Genomic DNA, 18467 nt, shown 5'->3' on the forward strand with positions numbered 1-18467 from the left:
CCTCGCCCCCCCTGGGGGAGAGGGGAGGGTGAGGGGGTGAGCCGGCGTCTGCGGAAGGCCCCTCACCCCAGCCCTCTCCCCGCGAACGGGGAGAGGGAGCAGGCGGTGCGAACGGCTAGGCCATCTGAGCGCCGGCGAGGAAGTCCATCTTGCCGATCGGGGCGCCTTGGGCGCGCAGGATCGCGTAGGCGGTGACCACGTGGAACATGAAGTTCGGCAGGGAGAAGCTGGTCAGGAAGCTGGTCCCGGTGAAGGTCATGGTGCGACCGGGGAAGCTCAGCTCGATGGTGGCGTCCTCGCGGCCGTTGACCTGTTCGGGCTTGATCGACTCCACGAAGGCGATCGTCTTGGCGAGCCGTTCCTTGAGTTCCGGCAGGGTCACCTCGGTGTCGGCCATGCTGGGGGGCTCGATCCCGGCCAGGCGCGCCGCGCCGCCCTTGGCGCCGTCGCTGACCATCTGGATCTGGCGGGACAGGGGATGCATGTCGGGCGCGAGCTTGGCGTCCAGCAGGGTCTGGATGTCGACGCCCTTGGCGGTCGCGTCGGCGGCGGCCTTGTCGAGAATGGCCGACAGGTTGCGCATCATCTGCAGATAGACGGGGATCGAGGTGTCGTAGAGGGACAAGGGCGGCTCCGAACTCAAAAAGGTTGAGCCGCGCACATAGGTCTTATGAGCCGAGCTTGCCATGGGTCCGGCTCAATCCGTCCCCAGTCCGCTATTCGATCGGCCAGCGGGGGCGGCGCATCTCGAACATCGTGTCGGGCGTGATCTCGAAATAGTCGCCCATGCGGCCGGCCCGCAGGATCGGCTGGGCGGCGGCGGTGTCATAGACCCCGTCCTTGATCAGGGCCTTGTCGATGCGCACCGCGACGACCTCGCCCAGGATCAGCCAAGTGTCGAGCTCGCGGCCGTCGGCGGCCTTGAGCTGGATCAGCTGGGTCAGGCGGCATTCGAAATTGACCGGGCTCTGCAGGACGGTGGGCGGGGCGATCAGCTTGGAGGCCGCCTTGGTCAGGCCGGCGACCTCGAACTCGTCGATCTCCGGCGGGGCCGGGGCGCAGGTGAGATTCATCTGCTGGGCCAGGGGGCGGGTGGCCAGGCTCCAGCCGAACTCACCGGTCGCCTGGATGTTGGCGACGCTGTCCTTCCAGCCGATGGTCGAGAAGCCGATGATCGGCGGGACATAGTTGAAGGCGTTGAAGAAGCTGTAGGGGGCGAGGTTCACCACGCCCTCCACGCTCTGGGAGGAGATCCAGCCGATGGGGCGCGGGCCCACGATGGCGTTGAACGGATCATGCCTCAGGCCATGGCCCTGGGCGGGTTCGTATGCGTGCGCGGTGTGGTCGGCCATGAGGGGGATTTAGGGCCGGACGCGGCGGGGCGATAGGGCCTGGCCTTATCGAAGGTCGTGGCCGGCGACCCATTCCCGGCGAACCTTGGTCGCGGAGGGCAGCTCCCCGAACCGGTCGCGGTAGCGGCGGGCGAAGTGGCCGAAGCTGGCGAAGCCGCAGGCCATGGCCACGTCGATCACCGACAGGCTGTTGTCCGGGGACAGCAGCATGCGCCGGGCCTGGTCGAGCCGGAGGTTTCGCTGATAGGCCAGCGGCGTCAGGCCCCGGTGCTTGCGAAACTGGGCGAAGACGCTGCGGGCGCTCACCCCGCAGGCGGCCGCGACGTCCTCGACACTGATCGCCTGGTTCCAGTTCTGCTGGATGTAGTCTTCCAGCTGGCGGGTCTTGGCGGGGGAGGCCTCCCGGGCCGGCGCGGCGATCCGCTCGGCGAAGGCGGGGACGTTCTCGAGGAGAAAGGCGCCGGCCAGGGCGTTGGCCAGTTCTGTCGCCGTGATCCCGGTCGCCGCGCCCTCCAGGGAGAGGACCTGAGCCAAGGCCCGCGCAATGGCGACGGACTGCAGGCGCGCGCGCTGGCTCTCGCCCTGCATGAAGGTCACCCCCAGTTCGGCCGGCAAGGGCGAGCCGGTGATCGCCTCGGCCCGTCGATGCAGGGCCGACTCGTCGAACTGCAGGACCAGTTGCTGATAGTCCTCGTCATAGTGGGCCTCGAAGTCCGAGCCCGGGGGAAGGACTCCGGTCGTCGCCGGATCCACGCTCAGCCGCCGTCCGCCCCGGACGAAGACCCCGGCGCCCGCGAGGCAGATCATCTGCCTCAGGCCCGCCATGCTCGAAAAGGCGATCTCGACCGCGGGCTTGTAGTGGCAATAGTGGAGATGGACCCCGCCCACCTCGGCGCGGTTCGCCATGCCGGCCACTGCGCCGTCTCGGACCCGGGCGGCGTTCAGGGCCGCGCCATAGTTCCGGTCGAGCTCCAGGGCCAGGCCATCACGGTCGCCGGACCGGAAGATCGGGTGCGCGGCGAGCGGCGCGGATGACGCCGGGAAGCGAGCGTCGAAATGTCCGACCTCGGCCAGGCTCCAGGTCGCCATTAGGCTGCAAATTCCCTAGCGAACTGTCGGAAGAAGAGAATTGTTCCGTGCCTGCATTCGGAGGTTCCGTTTCTGCATAGTGACTCAATATTAGACATAACTTCCCGAAAGCAACTCATTTTGGTGGGAATGTCCCGGGTCATCTTGTCGCAAAATATTCTGAGTATTCCGTGGCGACTGGATTCGTAACCAATCATCAACATGTTCCAGCAGATCACGGTGTTCGACGAAAATCTCGTCGCATCGCAAGGAGCACGACGTGTTTGGCGCCAAAATTGGGTCTGGAGGCGAAGCCAGGGCGACGCTGCAGGCGCTCGACCGCTCCCTCGCCATCATCGAGTTCGATCCGACGGGGAAGATCCTCACCGCCAATGCGAACTTCTGCAGCGCGCTGGGCTACAGCCTGAAAGAGATCCAGGGCCAGCACCACCGGATGTTTGTCGAGCCGGACTATGCCCGCAGCCCCGACTACGCCGCCTTCTGGACCAAGCTCGGGCGCGGCGAGTTCGATGCGCGGGAATATTTGCGGATCGGCAAGGGCGGGCGCGAGGTCTGGATCCAGGCCTCCTATAATCCGATCGTCAACGCCAAGGGCGTGGTCACGCGAGTGGTGAAGGTCGCCACCGACATTACGGCGGAGAAGCTGCGCACCGCCGAGTTCGAGGGCAAGATCGACGCCATCTCGCGGGTGCAGGCGGTCATCGAGTTCACGCCGGGCGGCGAGGTGCTGACCGCCAATGAGAACTTCCTGAAGACGCTCGGCTACAGCCTGGCGGAGATCAAAGGCCAGCATCACCGGATGTTCGTCGAGCCGACCTATGCCCGGTCGGCCGAGTATGACGCCTTCTGGGGCAAGCTGAACGCCGGCGAATTCGTCGCCGCCGAGTTCAAGCGCATCGGCAAGGGCGGCAAGGAGGTCTGGATCCAGGCCTCCTACAACCCGATCTTCGACGCCCGGGGCCGGGTCGCCAAGGTGGTGAAGTTCGCGACGGACGTCACCGGCCGGGTCGCGGCGACGGCTGAGATCGCCAACGGCCTGGACCAGCTGGCGCGGAACAATCTGGCCTATCGGGTCACCAAGCCGGTGGATCCCGCCTTTGAGAAGATCCGCACGGACTTTAACCAGGCCATCGGCATGCTCGACCAGACGATGAGCGCGGTGCTGGAGGCGACCGGCGCCGTGGGCGGCGGGGCCGACGAGATCGCCGCGGCCTCAGACGACCTGTCGCGGCGGACGGAGCAGCAGGCCGCCAGCCTGGAAGAGACCGCCGCCGCCCTGGACGAGATCACCGCCACGGTGAAGCGCAGCGCCGAGGGGGCCCGCCAGGCCTCGACCGCCGCCTCGACCGCGCGAGCGGACGCCCAGCACTCGGGCGACGTGGTGCGCGACGCCGTCGCCGCCATGGGCGAGATCGAGGCCTCGTCCAACCAGATCACCCAGATCATCGGGGTGATCGACGAGATCGCCTTCCAGACCAATCTGCTGGCGCTGAACGCCGGGGTCGAGGCGGCCCGGGCCGGGGACGCCGGCAAGGGCTTCGCGGTGGTCGCCTCCGAGGTGCGGGCTCTGGCCCAGCGCTCGGCCGAGGCCGCCAAGGAGATCAAGACCCTGATCGCCACCTCCAGCTCGCAGGTGGATCGCGGCGTGAAGCTGGTCGATCAGACCGGCACGGCCCTGGTGGGCATTGTCGCCAAGGTCGCCGAGATCGACGGCCTTATCTCCGAGATCGCCCTGTCGTCCCAGGAGCAGGCGACGGGCCTGGCCGAGGTCAATACGGCGGTCAACCAGATGGACCAGGTGACCCAGCAGAACGCCGCCATGGTCGAGCAGGCGACCGCAGCCTCCGCCAGCCTGAAGGCCGAGGCCCGCGAGTTGGCCCAGCTGGTGGCCCGGTTCCAGACCGGCGTGAACGCCAGCCGCGACGGCCGGCCGAGCCTGGCCCAGCCGGGCCGGCACGCCCCCGCCCCCAATCCCGTGGCCCAGCAACGCGCCAAGATCGCCGCGGCGGTCGGCGGCGGCCGCGCGCCTGCCCCGGCCCCGACCCAGGGCGGCTGGGAAGAGTTCTAGGGCGCGCGCGGGGCTGCTAGCGGCTGGGAGCGGCCCCCGCCGCACCCCGTTTGGCCATCCACTGCTGGCGCAGGGCCTCGGTGGTGCGTCGCCACTTGGCGCGCAGCACGGCGGGGCGTTCCGGATAGCGATCCTCCAGGAACTCGGCGTCAGCGACCCGGTCGGTGCGGAAGCTGCGGAAATCGGCGCGCAGCTCGCACCAGGCGACCAGCATGCGGGTGGTGTCGCGATAGCCGATGGTCACCGGCCAGATCACCCGCTCGGTCGCCTGGCCGGTCTCGTCGCGATAGCTGAGCCGGATCTTGCGGCCGGCGTGGATGTGGGCGCGGACCCGGGCCATGTCGATGGCGTCCGGCACGGCGTTCCAGGCCGGCGGCGTGCCCGAGGCGGGCTCCAGAACATAGGGGCGCAGGCGCTCCGGCACGGCGGCGCCGATCTTGGCGATCAGGTCCTTGGCGGCGCGGGCCAGAGCCGGATCCCCGCGGCTCGCCACCCACTGGGCGCCCAGGACCGCGGCCTCGATCTCGTCCGGCGTCAGCATCAGGGGCGGCAGGTCGTAGCCGCCGTCCAGGACGTAGCCGATGCCCGCCTCGCCGCGGATCGGCACCCGTTGCGCCATCAGGTCGGCGATGTCGCGATAGACCGTCCGCTTGGAGGTCTCGAGCTCCAGCGCCAGGGCGTCGGCGGTGATCGGCCGGCGCGAGCGGCGGAAGATCTGGATGATCTGGAACAGTCTGTCGGCGCGTCTCATGGCGCTCATCTGAACCTCCGCTGTTGCCACCACGATGTCAGCAGGATGGCAATAGGCAGGGGGCGTCAACAAGGAGACGCCGCCATGACCGCCCAAGCCGCCCCCCGGACCCTGTCCCAGGACCCCATCACCGTGTACGGCGTCGGCCCGGGTTTCGGCCTGCCGGAGACCAGCCCCTATGTGATGAAGACCATGGTCCAGTTCGCCATGGCCGGCATTCCCTACCGCTTCGCCCAGGGCGCCCGCGAGGACTCGCCCAAGGGCCAGCTGCCCTTCATCGAGGACGCGGGCGAGCGGATCGCCGATTCCACCTTCATCCGCGGCCATATCGAGGCGCGCTATGGCGTGGACCTGGACGCCGGTCTGACGGCGGCCGAACGGGCCCAGGCCTGGGCCTATGAGCGGATGATCGAGAACCAGCTCGGCTGGGCCTCGGCCTGGTTCCGGTTCATGGATCCGGCCAATTTCGACAAGGGCCCGGCCCATTGGTTCGACCAGGCGCCGGAGGCGATGCGCGACGAGCTGCGCGCCGGGCTGAAGGCGGCCGTCGAGGTCAATCTGAAGGCGGTGGGGATCGGCCGTCATGCCCCCGACGAGATCGTGCTGCTGGGGACCCGTTCGCTGTGGGCGCTGTCGACCCAGCTGGGGGACAAGCCGTTCCTGATGGGCGAGCGGCCGACCAGCGTCGATGCGGTGGCCTTCGGGATCCTGGCGACCGTGCTGACGCCCTATTTCGACAGTCCCCTGCGCCGCCGGGCCGAGGGTTTCGCCAATCTGGTCGCCTATGTGGAGCGGATGATGGGCTGCTACTTCCCGGGCTTCGCCTGGGCGGGCGCGGCGCGGGAAGCGGTGGCGGCCTGAGACCCTCGCCCCGCTTTGCGGGGAGAGGGCAGGGTGAGGGGCTGCGGCCCCTCGGTGCACTCTGCGTCGATGTCAGACGCACCGCTTCGCGGCGCGCCCCTCACCCAACCCTCTCCCCACGGGTGGGGAGAGGACTTTGAGCGGCTATTGCTTGGGCGCGCGGTCGCGGGGTTTGTAGTCTTCCTCGACGTGGCCTTTCAGCTGGTCGGCGGTGAACCAGACCGGCTTCAGCTTCATGGCCACGAACATCTTGGTCTGGTCGGCGTAGTGGGGCGAGTCCGGCACGCTGGTGGCCGAGCCGAACTGGTGGATCGACTGGGACGACAGCTGGCCCTTGGCGTCCCAGGTCACGAACATGATGAAGGTGTCGCCGGCCGTGGCGGTGAGCGTGCCGTTCTTCTCGGGCTTGCCATAGACGGCGCGATAGGTGTCGGGCCCGCCGTCGATGGCCAGGTCCACGTCGCCGCGACGGATGCGGTTCAGCTCGCCCCATTCCGGATCGATCCGCTTGAAGTGGGTCTTGAGCGTCTTGATCGAGGCGGTGAGGGCCGCGCGCAGATCGACCGGCTCGCCCTTTTCCCGCGCGGTCAGCACCGGCTGGGCGGTGAGGATGGCGAGCGCCGTCCCCCGATTATGCACGTCGGTCTTGAGGTCCCAGGCCTTGAGGATCTGCTGGGCATGGGCGAAGTCGGCATAGCCCTGGGGATCGAGCGCCACGAGCTCGGCGATGACGCCGGCGACCTTGGAGCGCTTGGAATAGGCGAGGTCGAACTTGTAGGCGGCGAACGTGTCGGCGGTGATCTTCGGGTCGGCGCCGAAGGTCTCCTCGACCCGATAGGCCCGGTTGGTCATGTCGGTCTGGATGCCCATGGTCGCCGGGAAGTCGGCGGGCTTCAGATTGTCGGCCGGGGCGGTGGCGTCGAAGGGCGTGTTGTTGGAGTTGAACACATAGCCCGACTTCGGATTCCAGATCTGCGGGGTCTGGCTGAAGGGCAGGTAGCCGTTCCAGATCAGGTCCGAGCGGTCGCCGGGCAGGACGCCGGACCAGTCGACGCCGGCTTTCCGGTTGGGGAACTGGGCGTTGTAGACATAGCCGATGTTCCCCTTCTCATCGGCGTAGATGTAGTTGATCGAGGGCAGGGCCTGGAGCCCCATGGCGGCGCGCCATTCGGCCAGGTCCCTGGCCTTGTCGAGGCGGTAGTACTGCTCGACCTGACGCACCTCGCCCATGCCGGCGTAGCGGATGGCGAAGGCGCCCTGGGCGGTCTTCATGACGGGTCCGAAGGCCGAGCGCAGCACCGGCTTGTGGACGGTGATGGTGATCGGGCCGAACACCTTCACCTTGAGCGCCGCGTCGGTGACCTCGAAGGCCTTCCACTGGCCGTCCAGCTTGTACTGGTTGTCGTTGGCCGGGTTGAGGGTCAGGCGGTAGACGTCGATCAGGTCGGGCTTGTTGACCGTATTGGCCCAGCCCAGGTGGGCGTTGTGGCCGTGCAGCATGAAGGGCGAGCCGGGGAAGAATCCGCCGGCCACATGCCAGCCCTCGCCGCTGTCCAGCACCGCCTCGTACCAGGCGACGACGCCGGTATAGGGCTGGTGCGAATTGACCAGGAGCCGGGTCGCCCCGTCGGCCGAACGCGAGGGGGCGATGGCGATGCCGTTGGAGCCCACGGGCAGCTTCTTGTTGGGGCCGTCGGCGGGGGCGTTGAGCTTGGCGAGCGTCGAATCCAGGCCATAGAAGAACGGGGTCTTGAAGACGAAGCCGGCCACCACGTCCTTACCGGTGAGCGGCAGCATGCCCGGCGCGGCCTGGGCGGTGTGCAGGGCGGCGTAATAGTTCACCCCGTCGGCATAGGCCTCGACCACCTGGCGCACGTCGGCCGGCAGCTTGTCGTAACCCGCGTCGACGGTCTCGCGCACCTGCAGCAGGCGGGCGATGTAGTCGGTGACCGCGCCGTGCTTGCCGGTGACGGCGGCGAGCTGGCCGCGGGAGGTGAGCGCCGTCTCCTGGATGGTGGCGAAGTCGTCCTCCGAATGGGCAAAGCCCAGGCCGAAGGCGACGTCGGCGTCGCGGGGGCCGGAGATGTGCGGCACCCCATAGGTGTCGCGCTGGATGCGGACATTGTACTTGGCCTCGGCCGCCAGCATGGCGCTGACCTGGGCGGCGCTGGGGCCGCTGGCGCGGGTCAGCAGGGACATGCCGACCGAGACCAGGACGAAGACGCCCATCAGGACGATGATCCCGCGGACCAGATAGAGGGTGACCTTGCCCGTCGGCTTCGGCGCGTCAGGCGCTTGGGGGTCGCTCATGGTCAGGTCCTCCGGTCTTTGGGGTGAGACCTAGAGGGTTTTGCGCCCGGCGGGGAGTCTCAGTCCTCATCCCGCGGCAGCGGGTGCTCCACGGTTTTCAGCGCGTCGGCGAGGCGCATCTTGGCGGAGCCGGGTTTCAGCGGCTGTTGCTGGATGGAGGAGGGGGTCCAGCCGGTGAGGGTGAGGATCTCGAAGGTGGCGGGGATGCGGCCGTCCGGTTCGGCGAAGCGCTCGGCGTAGATCTCGAAGGCCCGGGCCAGGACCGCGCGGGTGAGCGGCCGGGGGTGGCGTTCGGCGAGCACGCTGGTCTCGCCCATGGCCCGCAGATCGGCCATCAGCTTGAGCGGGTGGGCGTAGCGCACCGTCACCCGATCGACATCGGCCACCGGCAGGGCGAATCCGGCCCGCTGCAACAGGCTGGCGGCGTCATTGGGGTCGGCGAAGGGTGAAACGCGGGGGCCGGCGCCGCCGGTCAGCTCCACCTCGGCGGCCATCAGGGATTGGCGGAGTTCCGTGAGCGTCGCCCCGCCGAACAGGGCGCCGATGAACAGGCCGTCGGGCTTCAGGGCGCGGCGGATCTGGATCAGGGTCCCGACCACGTCATTGGTCCAGTGTAGGGCGAGGCTGGAGACCACCAGGTCGAGGCTGGCGAAGGCGAAGGGCAATTGCTCCTCGTCGACCAGCAGGCGCGCGCCTCGCGGCCGGCGAGGATTCCCTCGGCGATCTCGGTCTCGACCAGGAATTGGACGCGGGGGTGGGCGTCGCTGCTCGCCAGGGCGTTGCGGAACGCCCCGTTGCGCGCGCCGATATCGACAGCCCTGGGGAAGTCCCGCATGATCACCTCCAGCCGGGCCACGATGTCCTCGGCGGCGCGGCGCTTGAGGAAATCGGCCTGGCCATAGGCCTTGGCGGCGCGGTCGAGGCGGCGGCGCAGTAGGGCGCGGTCGAAGATGCGGGGCGTGAGAGGCTGGGGGGCGCGTGACATGAGCCTGCAAGATGGCGTGTCGCGGGGCCGGTGGAAACCGGGGCCCGGGTGGATTTCCGCCCTGCGGGCCGGTCTGGACCTGATCTTCCCGCCCCAGGCGCTGGATGACGGGCCGCGTCCGCAGTCGGTGGGGCTGAGCCCCGAGGCCTGGAGCCGGATCACCTTTCTCGACGATCCGGTCTGTGACGGCTGCGGGGTTCCCTTCGAATTTCACCAGGGCCCCGGCGTGCGGTGTGCGGCCTGCATGGCGCGGCCGCGGGCGTTTGATCGGGCCCGCGCCGCCTGTCTCTATGACGACGCCTCGCGCGGGCCGATCCTGCAGTTGAAGCACGCCGACCGCACGGATCTGTCGCCGCTGTTCGCCCGCTGGATCAGCCGGGCGGCTCGGGAGTTGATCGCGGAGGCGGACGTCATTGTGCCCGTGCCCCTGCACCCGACCCGGCTGCTGCGGCGCAGGTTCAACCAGTCGGCGGAGATCGCCCGGCCGCTCGCCCGGCTGACGGGGCTGGCCTATCTGCCCGATGCGCTCCGGCGCGTGCGGGCGACGGAGACCCAAGGCGGCAAGTCGGGCGGCGGGCGGCGGCGCAATGTGGCCGCCGCCTTCGCCGTGCCCGCCTCTCAGGCGAGGCGGCTTGCGGGCCGCCGCGTGCTGCTGATTGATGACGTTCTGACCACCGGGGCGACGGCGGAGGGCTGTGCGCGGGCGCTGAAGGGCGCCGGCGCCCAATGCGTCAATCTGGCCGTGATCGCGAGGGTTCAAGAGGCCGCGAACAGGCCCATATAAGATCAATCAAGGATTTCGTGCGTTTAAAGACCCATGCCCAACGTCACCATCTACACCAAGCCGTTCTGCCCCTACTGCGTCCGCGCGGTCTCTCTCCTGGAGAAGAAGGGCGTGCAGTTCGAGGAGATCTCGGCGGCCTTCGACGCCGAGAAGAAGCAGGAGATGCTGCAGCGCTCCGGCGGGCGGGCCACCTTCCCGCAGATCTTCATCGGCGAGACCCATGTCGGCGGTTGCGACGACATGATGGCCCTGGAACAGACCGGCAAGCTGGACGCCCTGCTTGCGGCCTAACGGCTGCGAAAGAGGCTGACGAGCGGCGGGACGAAGCCGAGCGCGCCGGCGAACAGGATCCAGGCCGCGCCCTGGGCCAGGCCTTCGCCGGGCCCGCCATAGAGGCCGGGCGCAAAGGCGATCAAGAGACCGTCCCAGACGATGGCCGCCGCGGTGCCGAGCGCGACGCCGGTGACATATTGCGCCCCGTCCGCGAGACCCGCGATCCGCTTGACCAGCATGATCGAGGCGGGGATGAGCAGGACCGAAGCGAGATAGAGGATCGCCAGGTGCGGGCCGAACAGGCCGATCGGCCGTCCGAACTGGACCACGAGCGCGCCGATGAACCAGAGCGAGAGACCGCAGGCCACGGCTTTCAGGGACTGGGCGAGGGTGAGTTTGGCGTCCATGATGCTTTTTCCATTTTGTAGCGACCGCTACACACTGCATCAATGTAGCGAGTGCTACAAGAGCCTATGACCATTCGAGACGATCGCCGCGCCGCCGCCCTGGACCGCATGGCCGACCACCTTCTGGCGGAAGGTCTGGCGGGGGCGAGCCTGCGTCCGCTCGCCAAGGCGGCGGGGATCAGCGACCGCATGCTGCTCTATTATTTCGACGACAAGGAGGAGGTGCTGAGCCTCACCCTGATGACCATCGCCGGCCGGCTGCAGGGCGATCTGGCGGCGGTGTCGGCCGAGCCGGTCCCGCCGCGGGCGCTGGCCCCGGTGCTGTGGGGCGTGCTTCAGAGCCCGGCCATGCAGCCGGTCATGGCGCTGTGGCTGGAGGTGGCCGCCGCCGCGGCCCGCGGCCAGGAGCCCTATGTGCGGATCGGCACCCAGATCGGCGAGGGCTTCCTCGACTGGGTGGAGGCGAGGCTCGCCGTGGCGCCGGGCGTCGACCGCCGGGCGACCGCCGCCCTGATCCTCGGCGTCATCGACGGCCTGGTGATGATGGGCGGAGTGGGGCAGGCGGCTCTGGCCGAGCGGGCGCTGGCGGTCTGGGACTTGCCAAGCGGCGTCTGAAGCGCATCTAGGGGGCCATGACCTATCGCGTCGCCCTGATCCAGACCCGGACGCCCGCCAGTCAAGCCGCGGCGCTCGACCATATCGCCCCCCTGGTGCGCGAGGCCGCCGCCCAGGGCGCGCAGCTGATCGCCACGCCGGAAGGCAGCAACATTCTGCAGAAGGACAAGGCGAAGCTCCTGCCGCAGCTGACCCTGCTGGCGCAGGATCCGGTCGTCGTAGGGCTGCAGGCCCTGGCCGCCGAACTGGGCGTCTGGCTGCTGATCGGCTCGGCCCTGGTCAAGCGCGAGGACGGCAAGGCCGCCAACCGCGCCGCCCTGGTCTCGCCGAAGGGCGAGATCGTTTCGACTTACGACAAGCTGCACATGTTCGACGTCGACCTGCCGACCGGCGAGACGGCGCGGGAGAGCGAGACCTATGAGCCCGGCGACCGGGCGGTGACGGCCGATATCGGCGCGGCCAGGCTCGGCCTCACCATCTGCTACGACGTCCGCTTCCCGGCCCTGCATCGCGCCCTGGCTCTGGCCGGCGCCCAGGTGATCACCGTGCCCGCCGCCTTCACCCGCCCAACCGGCGCGGCCCACTGGGAGATCCTGCTCCGCGCCCGGGCCATCGAGACCGGCAGCTTCGTGCTGGCCCCGGCCCAGGGCGGCTTCCACGAGGACGGCCGCGGCACCTATGGCCATACGATCGCCATCGCCCCCTGGGGCGAGGTGCTGGGCGAGCTGGCCCATGACGAGCCCGGCGTGCTGGTGGTCGACCTGGACCTGGCCGCCGTCGACAAGGCCCGCGCCGCCATTCCGGCTCTGGCCAATGCCCGGGCCTTCAGCCCGCCGGAGCCGCTGGCGTGATCCGCTACGCGCTCGCCTGCGACCAGGCCCATGAGTTCGAAGGCTGGTTCGGATCGTCGGACGATTTCGACGACCAGCAGGCCCGGGGGCTGGTCGCCTGCCCGGTCTGTGACTCCAAGTCCGTCGCCAAGCAGATCATGGCCCCGGCCGTGGCCGGCACGAAGCGCAAGGGCCAGGTCGACCTGCCGCCCCAGGCCCGCCAGATGATGATGGAGGCCCTGGGCCAGGTCCGCCGCCACGTGGAAGAGAACTTCGACTATGTCGGCGACAGCTTCGCCGCCGAGGCCCGCGCCATCCATGAGGGCAAGTCCGAGGACCGCGGCATCTATGGCGAGGCCTCGCCCAAGGAGATCCGCGAGCTCGCCGCCGACGGCGTGCCCGTCGCGCCCCTGCCGCCCGAGGCGCCGAAGAAGACGGAAGTGAACTAGGTCCCTTCTCCCCTTGCGGGAGAAGGTGGCCTGGCGGAGCCAGGTCGGATGAGGGGTCGGCAGGCCTCTCCACCGGTTGGCGCCGATGAGCGCGGAGGGTTCTGAAAGACCCCTCATCCGTCGGCTTCGCCGACACCTTCTCCCGCAAGGGGAGAAGGAAGGATCAGCGGAGCCCAGCGGGGGAGCAACCTAAATCACAGAACGTCACTCTGTGACACTTCGGTTGCCCGGCCGCCTCGGCGATCCTAGGGTCCCGCCCGTTGTTCATCTCCGGGGCCGTTCCATGATCCGCACCTTCGCCGCCGCCGCCGTCCTGTCGGCCGCCGCCCTCGCCAGCAGCGCCGCCCAGGCCCAGACGGCGCCGCCGCGTCCCGACCAGCTGGCGTTCCGCGACCTCTACAAGGAGCTGATCGAGACCAATACGACCCTGTCGGTCGGCAGCTGCACCACCGCCGCCGAGAAGATGGGCGCACGCCTGAAGGCCGCCGGCTTCCCCGACGCGGACGTGCAGGTCGTGGTCCCGCCGGAGCATCCGCAATGGGGCGCCCTGATCGCCAACCTGCCCGGATCCGACCCCAAGCTGAAGCCGATCATGCTGCTGGCCCACATCGACGTGGTCGAGGCCAAGCGCGCCGACTGGGTGCGCGATCCCTTCACCCTGGTCGAGGAGAACGGCTACTTCTACGCCCGCGGCGCCAGCGACGATAAGGCCATGGCGGCGATCTTCACCGACAACATGGTCCGCTACAAAAAGGAGGGCTTCAAGGCCAAGCGCGGCCTGAAGCTGGCGCTGACCTGCGGGGAAGAGACCTCCGACACCTTCGACGGCGTCGAATGGCTGCTGAAGAACAAGCCCGAGCTGATGAAGGCCGAGTTCGCTCTCAATGAAGGCGGCGGCGGGCGGCTGACCGCCAAGGGCGATCGCCAGTTCCTGTCCATCCAGGCAGGCGAGAAGGTCTATCAGGACTACACCCTGGTGGTGACCAATCCGGGCGGCCACTCCTCGCGGCCGGTCAAGGACAACGCCATCTATCACTTGTCCGGCGCTCTGGCCCGGCTGGGCGCGTTCGACTTCCCCGTCGCCATCAATGAGGCGACGAAGAACCACTTCGAGAAGATGGCGACGATCGAGGGCGGCGAGAGCGGCGCGGCCATGGCCGCCGTCGCCAAGGACCCGACCAATGCGGCGGCCGTGGCCATCGTGGCCCAAGACCCCAGCCGCAACTCGATGATGCGCACCACCTGCGTGGCGACCATGGTCAATGCCGGCCACGCCCCCAACGCCCTGCCGCAGCGGGCCGAGGCCAACGTCAATTGCCGCATCCTGCCCGGCGAGGACATCCTGAAGGTCCGCGACACCCTGGTCGGCGTCTTCGCCGATCCGGCCATCAAGGTGACCCTGGTGGGCGTGCCCAGCCCGGTGACCCCGCCCCCGCCGTTGACCAAGACCATCGTCGGGCCGATCGAGCAGGTGTCCAAGAAGATGTGGCCCGGCGTGCCCTTCGTGCCGGCCATGTCGACCGGCGCCACGGACGGGCGCTTCACCAACGCCGCGGGCATTCCGACCTATGGCCTGTCGGGCATCTTCGGCGACCCGGACGGCGGCGGCGTGCACGGCCTGAACGAGCGCCTGCGGGTGCGCTCGCTCTATGAGGGCCGCGATTTCCTGTTCGACGTGGTCAAGCTCTACGCGAACCAGAAGTAGGGATTTCGAGCGCCCGGGGCTGACTTCGGGTTGATCTCGCAAGGGTTGCGCGGCAGTCTCCCTATCGGGTTGGGGGACTGCCGTCTTGCGTTTCAGGGTGTTGTTGGCCGCCGTCGTGGCGACCCTGGGCGTCGGCCGGGCGCAGGCCGCTCCGCTTGAGGCCTATGGCAAGCTCGCCAATATCGAGCAGGTGGCCATCTCGCCCGACGGCCAGAAGCTCGGCGTCATCTGGTCGGATGGGGTCCAGCGGCGCGTCGTGGTCCGCGACATGGCCAGCGGCAAGCTCAGCCAGTTGGCCGCGGGAACCGTGAAGGTCCGCAGCCTGGACTGGGCCGGCCCCGACCACCTGCTGATCACCACCACCACCACGTCCTACATCAACGGGGTGGAGGCGCCGCGCGGCGAGTACGCCGTCCTGCTCGACTACAACCTCGACAAGGGTCGGGTCAAAAACGTGATGTCGGGCGCCACCGAGAGCCTGAACATCATCATCGGCACGCCGATCGTCCGGCAGGTGAAGGGCAAGACCGTCGTCATCGTCGAGGGCATCAGCTTCGTCGACGGCCGGGGCGTGGACTCCCTGTTCCAGATCGATCTGGAGAACGACGCTTCCCGGATCTTCCGCACCGGCTCCCGCTACACCCGCGACTGGGTGGTCGGCGGGGATGGCGAAGCCCTGGCCGAGGCCCAGTACAACCAGGAGACCGGCGACTGGAGCCTTCGGGTCCGCCAGGCCGGAGGCGGGTGGAGCACGCTGGTCTCCCGCGTCGCGCCCCTTGACCGCCCGGCCCTGATGGGCCTGGGGCGCACGCCGGACTCCTTCCTGGTCGCGGATCCCGTGAAGGACGCCACGGTCCTGCGCGAGGTGTCTTCGGCCAATCCGACCTGGGGCGAGCCCCTGCGCAAGGATGTGCCCGGGTCCCTGGTCCACGGGGTGGGCGGGGGCGTGCTCTTGGGGTTCGCCGACCTGAAGGGCGACGAGGACGTCTATGAGTTCCTGGCGCCCGCCGACGCCGAGGCCTGGGGCAAGATCAAGCGGGCCTATAAGGGCTCCCGCGTGCAGCTGGTCAGCTGGTCGGCCGATCGCAGCCGGATCGTGGCGCGGGTCGATCCGCCGAACGACAGTCCCAACTACGCCCTGGTGGACCTCAAGGCGGGCCGGGCTGATCCGATCGGGTTCCTCTATGAGGACATCAAGCCCCAGGACGTCGCCCCGGTCCGCCCCGTGTCCTTCAAGGCCGCCGACGGTCTGGAGATCAGCGGCTATCTGACCCTTCCGACCGGCCGCCCGGAGCACAATCTGCCGCTGATCGTCCTGCCGCACGGCGGGCCGGCGGCGCGCGACGAGCCGGGATTCGACTGGTGGTCCCAGGCGCTGGCGTCGCGGGGCTATGCCGTGCTGCGGGTCAACTTCCGCGGCTCCGACGGCTTCGGGGCGAGCTTCCTCACCGCCGGCTATGGCGAGTGGGGCCGCAAGATGCAGACCGACCTGTCCGACGGGGTCCGCTATCTGGCCGCCGCCGGGACCATCGATCCGGCTCGGGTCTGCATCGCCGGCGCCAGCTATGGCGGCTATGCGGCCCTGGCCGGGGCGGTGTTCGATCCCAAGGTCTATCGCTGCGCGGCCTCGGTGTCCGGCCCCGCCGACCTGCCGGCCATGCTGGCCACCCTGAAGGGCGCGGGGCGTCTCGAGGCGACCCGCTACTGGAGCCGCTTCATGGGCGCCGAGGACAGCAAGGACCCGGTGCTGAAGGCCATCTCTCCGGCCCTGCACGCCGACAAGGCGCAGATCCCGATCCTGCTGATCCACGGCAAGGACGACACTGTGGTGCCCTATTACCAGAGCCTCGCCATGCAGCGGGCGCTGAACGCCGCGCACAAGCCGGTCGAACTCGTCACCCTGCCCGGCGAGGACCACTGGCTCTCCCGCGGCGAGACCCGCCAACAGATGCTGACCTCGCTGGTCGCCTTCCTCGAAAAGAACAATCCGCCGCAATGACCCCTTCGATCCGCAGGCGCGCGATGGCGCCCGTTCGCCTCGCCGCCCTCTTCGCGACGGCGCTCCTCGCCGCGACCTCGGCGCGCGCCGCGCCGCTGGAGGCCTATGGCAAGCTGCCGGACATCGAGGATGTCGCGATCTCGCCGGACGGGCAGAAGCTCGCGGTGATCTGGACGGCGAGCGGGGGGCGCCGGATCATCGTGAAGTCCCTCGCCGACGGGTCGATGTTCGGCCTCGACGCCGGGCCGGCCAAGGTGCGGAGCCTGGACTGGGCGGGTCTGGACCACCTGCTCATCACCACCTCCACGACCAGCATCATCCCGTGGGTCACCTCGCCGCGCAGCGAATTCTTCGGCATCTACGACTTCGACCTGCGCAAGCATCGGATCCGGCCGCTGCTGGCCGACGTCAAGGACGGGCTCAACATCCTCGTCGGATCGCCGATGGTCCGCGAGGTGAATGGCGAGACGAAGCTGTTCCTGGAAGGGATCAATTTCGTGGAACACCAGGGGCGCGTCTCGCTGTTCTCGATCAATCTGGAGAGCGACCTCTCGACCCTGGTGCAGCAGGGCTTCGACGATACGGACGAGTGGCTGGTCGGGGCGGACGGGCAGGCCGTGGCCGAGACGGAATACACCCAGAAGACCGGGGCCTGGGTGCTCAAGATGCGGGAAGGCCGGGGATGGCGGGTGGTGAAGTCTCTGACCGCGCCCCTGGAGACACCCAGCCTGGAAGGCCTCGGCCGCGACGGGCGCTCGGCGCTGGTCGCCGCCCCGGATGGCTACAACGCCGCCCTGCGCGAGATCTCGCCCGAGACCCTGGCCTGGGGCGAGCCGTTTCGCGACGAGGCTTATGAAAGGCCGATCCATGATCCGAAGTCGCATCGTCTGATCGGCTTCACCGCGCTCCAGGGCGAGCAGCAGGTCTATGAGTTCCTCGACCCGGCCGACGCCGCGACCTGGGCCAAGATCACGCGGGCCTACAAGGGCGCTCTGGTTAGCATGGTGGCATGGTCGTCCGACCGGACCCGGATCGTGGTCCGGGTCGATCCCGCCGACGACGGTCCGCGGTATGACCTGGTCGACCTGAAGGCCAAGCGGGCCGATCCCGTCGGCCAACTCTATGAGGCCCTGCTGCCCAAGGACATCGCGGCGGTTCGTCCGATCCGCTTCAAGGCCCGCGACGGGCTGGACCTGTCCGGCTACCTCACCGTGCCCAATGGCCGGCCGGACAAGATGCTGCCGCTGGTGGTCCTGCCGCATGGCGGCCCGGCGGTGCGTGACGAACCCGGCTTCGACTGGTGGGCCCAGGCGCTGGCCTCCCGCGGCTATGCGGTGCTGCAGGTCAATTATCGCGGGTCGAACGGCTTCGGCGGCGCCTTCCTCGAGGCCGGGTTCGGCCAGTGGGGCCGCAAGATGCAGACCGATCTCTCCGATGGGGTGCGCTATCTGGCGAGCCAGGGCGTGATCGATCCGGCCCGCGTCTGCATCGCCGGCGGCAGCTATGGCGGCTACGCCGCCCTGGCGGGCGCGGTCTTCGACCCCGGCGTCTATCGCTGCGCCGCCTCGGTGGCGGGGCTTTCAGACCTCTCGGTGTTCGTCGGTACGGCCCGCGAGCGGCGCAACTACAGCGCCATGCGCTATTGGAACCGGTTCATGGGCGCCGAGAAGGCCACCGATCCGGTGCTGAAGGACATCTCGCCGGCCCAGCACGCCGACAAGGTCCAGGTCCCCATCCTCCTGATCCACGGCAAGGACGACACGGTTGTGCCCATCTGGCAGAGCCAGGCCATGGAGCGGGCCCTGCGCGCCGCCGGCAAGGACGTCCAGATGGTCACCCTGCCCGGCGAGGACCACTGGCTCTCCCGCGGCGAGACCCGCCAACAGATGCTGACCTCGCTGGTCGCCTTCCTCGAAAAGAACAATCCGCCGAACTAGGCGGGCGTGGCGGCTTGTCTGGGCTAGGCCGTGGCAGTAAGCGTGCCAATAG

The 18467-nt window shown here is 68.9% G+C and carries 16 protein-coding genes and 1 pseudogene; 10 read left to right on the forward strand and 7 right to left on the reverse strand.

Going from position 1 to position 18467, the window contains the following annotated elements; translation table 11 throughout:
• Window positions 1-115 precede the first annotated feature (115 nt).
• The 3 genes from MQH10_RS04795 to MQH10_RS04805 form a co-directional block, all read right to left on the reverse strand.
• Complete coding sequence (locus tag MQH10_RS04795) at window positions 116-625, reverse strand: DUF1993 domain-containing protein (RefSeq protein ID WP_242562925.1); 510 nt, start codon at window positions 623-625, stop codon at window positions 116-118.
• A 91-nt stretch (window positions 626-716) separates the two neighbouring features.
• Window positions 717-1352: a flavin reductase family protein gene (locus MQH10_RS04800; RefSeq protein ID WP_242562926.1), complete on the reverse strand. Its 636-nt coding sequence runs from the start codon at window positions 1350-1352 to the stop codon at window positions 717-719.
• Window positions 1353-1397: 45 nt separating this feature from the next.
• Window positions 1398-2441 carry a helix-turn-helix transcriptional regulator gene (locus MQH10_RS04805; protein WP_242562927.1) on the reverse strand — a complete coding sequence of 348 codons (1044 nt, stop codon included), beginning with the start codon at window positions 2439-2441 and terminating at the stop codon, window positions 1398-1400.
• A gap of 259 nt (window positions 2442-2700) precedes the next feature.
• Here MQH10_RS04805 and MQH10_RS04810 point away from each other — a divergent pair, with 259 nt between their 5' ends.
• Window positions 2701-4509 carry a methyl-accepting chemotaxis protein gene (locus tag MQH10_RS04810; RefSeq protein WP_242562928.1) on the forward strand — a complete coding sequence of 603 codons (1809 nt, stop codon included), beginning with the start codon at window positions 2701-2703 and terminating at the stop codon, window positions 4507-4509.
• 16 nt (window positions 4510-4525) lie between these two features.
• Here MQH10_RS04810 and MQH10_RS04815 read toward each other — a convergent pair whose 3' ends face one another.
• Window positions 4526-5260 carry a helix-turn-helix transcriptional regulator gene (locus MQH10_RS04815; RefSeq protein WP_242562975.1) on the reverse strand — a complete coding sequence of 245 codons (735 nt, stop codon included), beginning with the start codon at window positions 5258-5260 and terminating at the stop codon, window positions 4526-4528.
• A gap of 84 nt (window positions 5261-5344) precedes the next feature.
• On the opposite strand from MQH10_RS04815, the gene MQH10_RS04820 reads away from it, so the two are divergent.
• A complete protein-coding gene (locus MQH10_RS04820) occupies window positions 5345-6121 on the forward strand; it encodes a glutathione S-transferase family protein (protein WP_242562929.1) in 777 nt (258 codons plus the stop codon).
• Window positions 6122-6265: 144 nt separating this feature from the next.
• Here MQH10_RS04820 and MQH10_RS04825 read toward each other — a convergent pair whose 3' ends face one another.
• Together MQH10_RS04825 and MQH10_RS04830 are read right to left on the reverse strand one after the other, a co-directional pair.
• A complete protein-coding gene (locus tag MQH10_RS04825) occupies window positions 6266-8431 on the reverse strand; it encodes an acylase (RefSeq protein ID WP_242562930.1) in 2166 nt (721 codons plus the stop codon).
• A gap of 59 nt (window positions 8432-8490) precedes the next feature.
• Window positions 8491-9416: pseudogene (locus MQH10_RS04830) on the reverse strand (methyltransferase domain-containing protein).
• Here MQH10_RS04830 and MQH10_RS04835 point away from each other — a divergent pair.
• Entirely contained in the window at window positions 9415-10200 is a 786-nt protein-coding gene (locus MQH10_RS04835; RefSeq protein WP_242562931.1) for a ComF family protein, read from the forward strand. The pseudogene MQH10_RS04830 and the gene MQH10_RS04835 sit on opposite strands and share 2 nt — an antisense overlap.
• 33 nt (window positions 10201-10233) lie before the next feature.
• Window positions 10234-10491: a glutaredoxin 3 gene (gene grxC, locus MQH10_RS04840; protein WP_242562932.1), complete on the forward strand. Its 258-nt coding sequence runs from the start codon at window positions 10234-10236 to the stop codon at window positions 10489-10491.
• Here grxC and MQH10_RS04845 read toward each other — a convergent pair.
• Complete coding sequence (locus MQH10_RS04845; RefSeq protein WP_242562933.1) at window positions 10488-10880, reverse strand: hypothetical protein; 393 nt, start codon at window positions 10878-10880, stop codon at window positions 10488-10490. The two genes, grxC and MQH10_RS04845, sit on opposite strands and share 4 nt — an antisense overlap.
• Before the next feature lie 66 nt (window positions 10881-10946).
• Between MQH10_RS04845 and MQH10_RS04850 the strand changes: the two genes are divergently transcribed.
• From MQH10_RS04850 to MQH10_RS04875, 6 genes are all read left to right on the forward strand, one after another.
• The gene (locus tag MQH10_RS04850) at window positions 10947-11495 is read left to right on the forward strand and encodes a TetR/AcrR family transcriptional regulator (protein ID WP_242562934.1); all 549 of its coding nucleotides are present in this window, start codon (window positions 10947-10949) and stop codon (window positions 11493-11495) included.
• Window positions 11496-11512: 17 nt separating this feature from the next.
• On the forward strand, window positions 11513-12346 hold the full coding sequence (locus tag MQH10_RS04855; protein ID WP_242562935.1) for a carbon-nitrogen hydrolase family protein: 834 nt from the start codon (window positions 11513-11515) through the stop codon (window positions 12344-12346).
• Window positions 12343-12774 (forward strand): DUF1178 family protein, encoded by a 432-nt coding sequence (locus MQH10_RS04860; protein ID WP_242562936.1) that lies wholly within the window; start codon window positions 12343-12345, stop codon window positions 12772-12774. Before MQH10_RS04855 ends, MQH10_RS04860 begins: the two co-directional genes overlap by 4 nt.
• Before the next feature lie 283 nt (window positions 12775-13057).
• Window positions 13058-14479: a M20/M25/M40 family metallo-hydrolase gene (locus MQH10_RS04865; protein ID WP_242562937.1), complete on the forward strand. Its 1422-nt coding sequence runs from the start codon at window positions 13058-13060 to the stop codon at window positions 14477-14479.
• An 85-nt stretch (window positions 14480-14564) separates the two neighbouring features.
• Window positions 14565-16478, forward strand: coding sequence for an alpha/beta hydrolase family protein (locus tag MQH10_RS04870; RefSeq protein WP_242562938.1), 1914 nt, complete (start codon window positions 14565-14567; stop codon window positions 16476-16478).
• Window positions 16479-16501: 23 nt separating this feature from the next.
• Entirely contained in the window at window positions 16502-18415 is a 1914-nt protein-coding gene (locus MQH10_RS04875; RefSeq protein WP_242562939.1) for an alpha/beta hydrolase family protein, read from the forward strand.
• Window positions 18416-18467 lie beyond the last annotated feature (52 nt).

The organism is Phenylobacterium aquaticum (assembly GCF_022695515.1).
Lineage (GTDB): Bacteria > Pseudomonadota > Alphaproteobacteria > Caulobacterales > Caulobacteraceae > Phenylobacterium > Phenylobacterium aquaticum.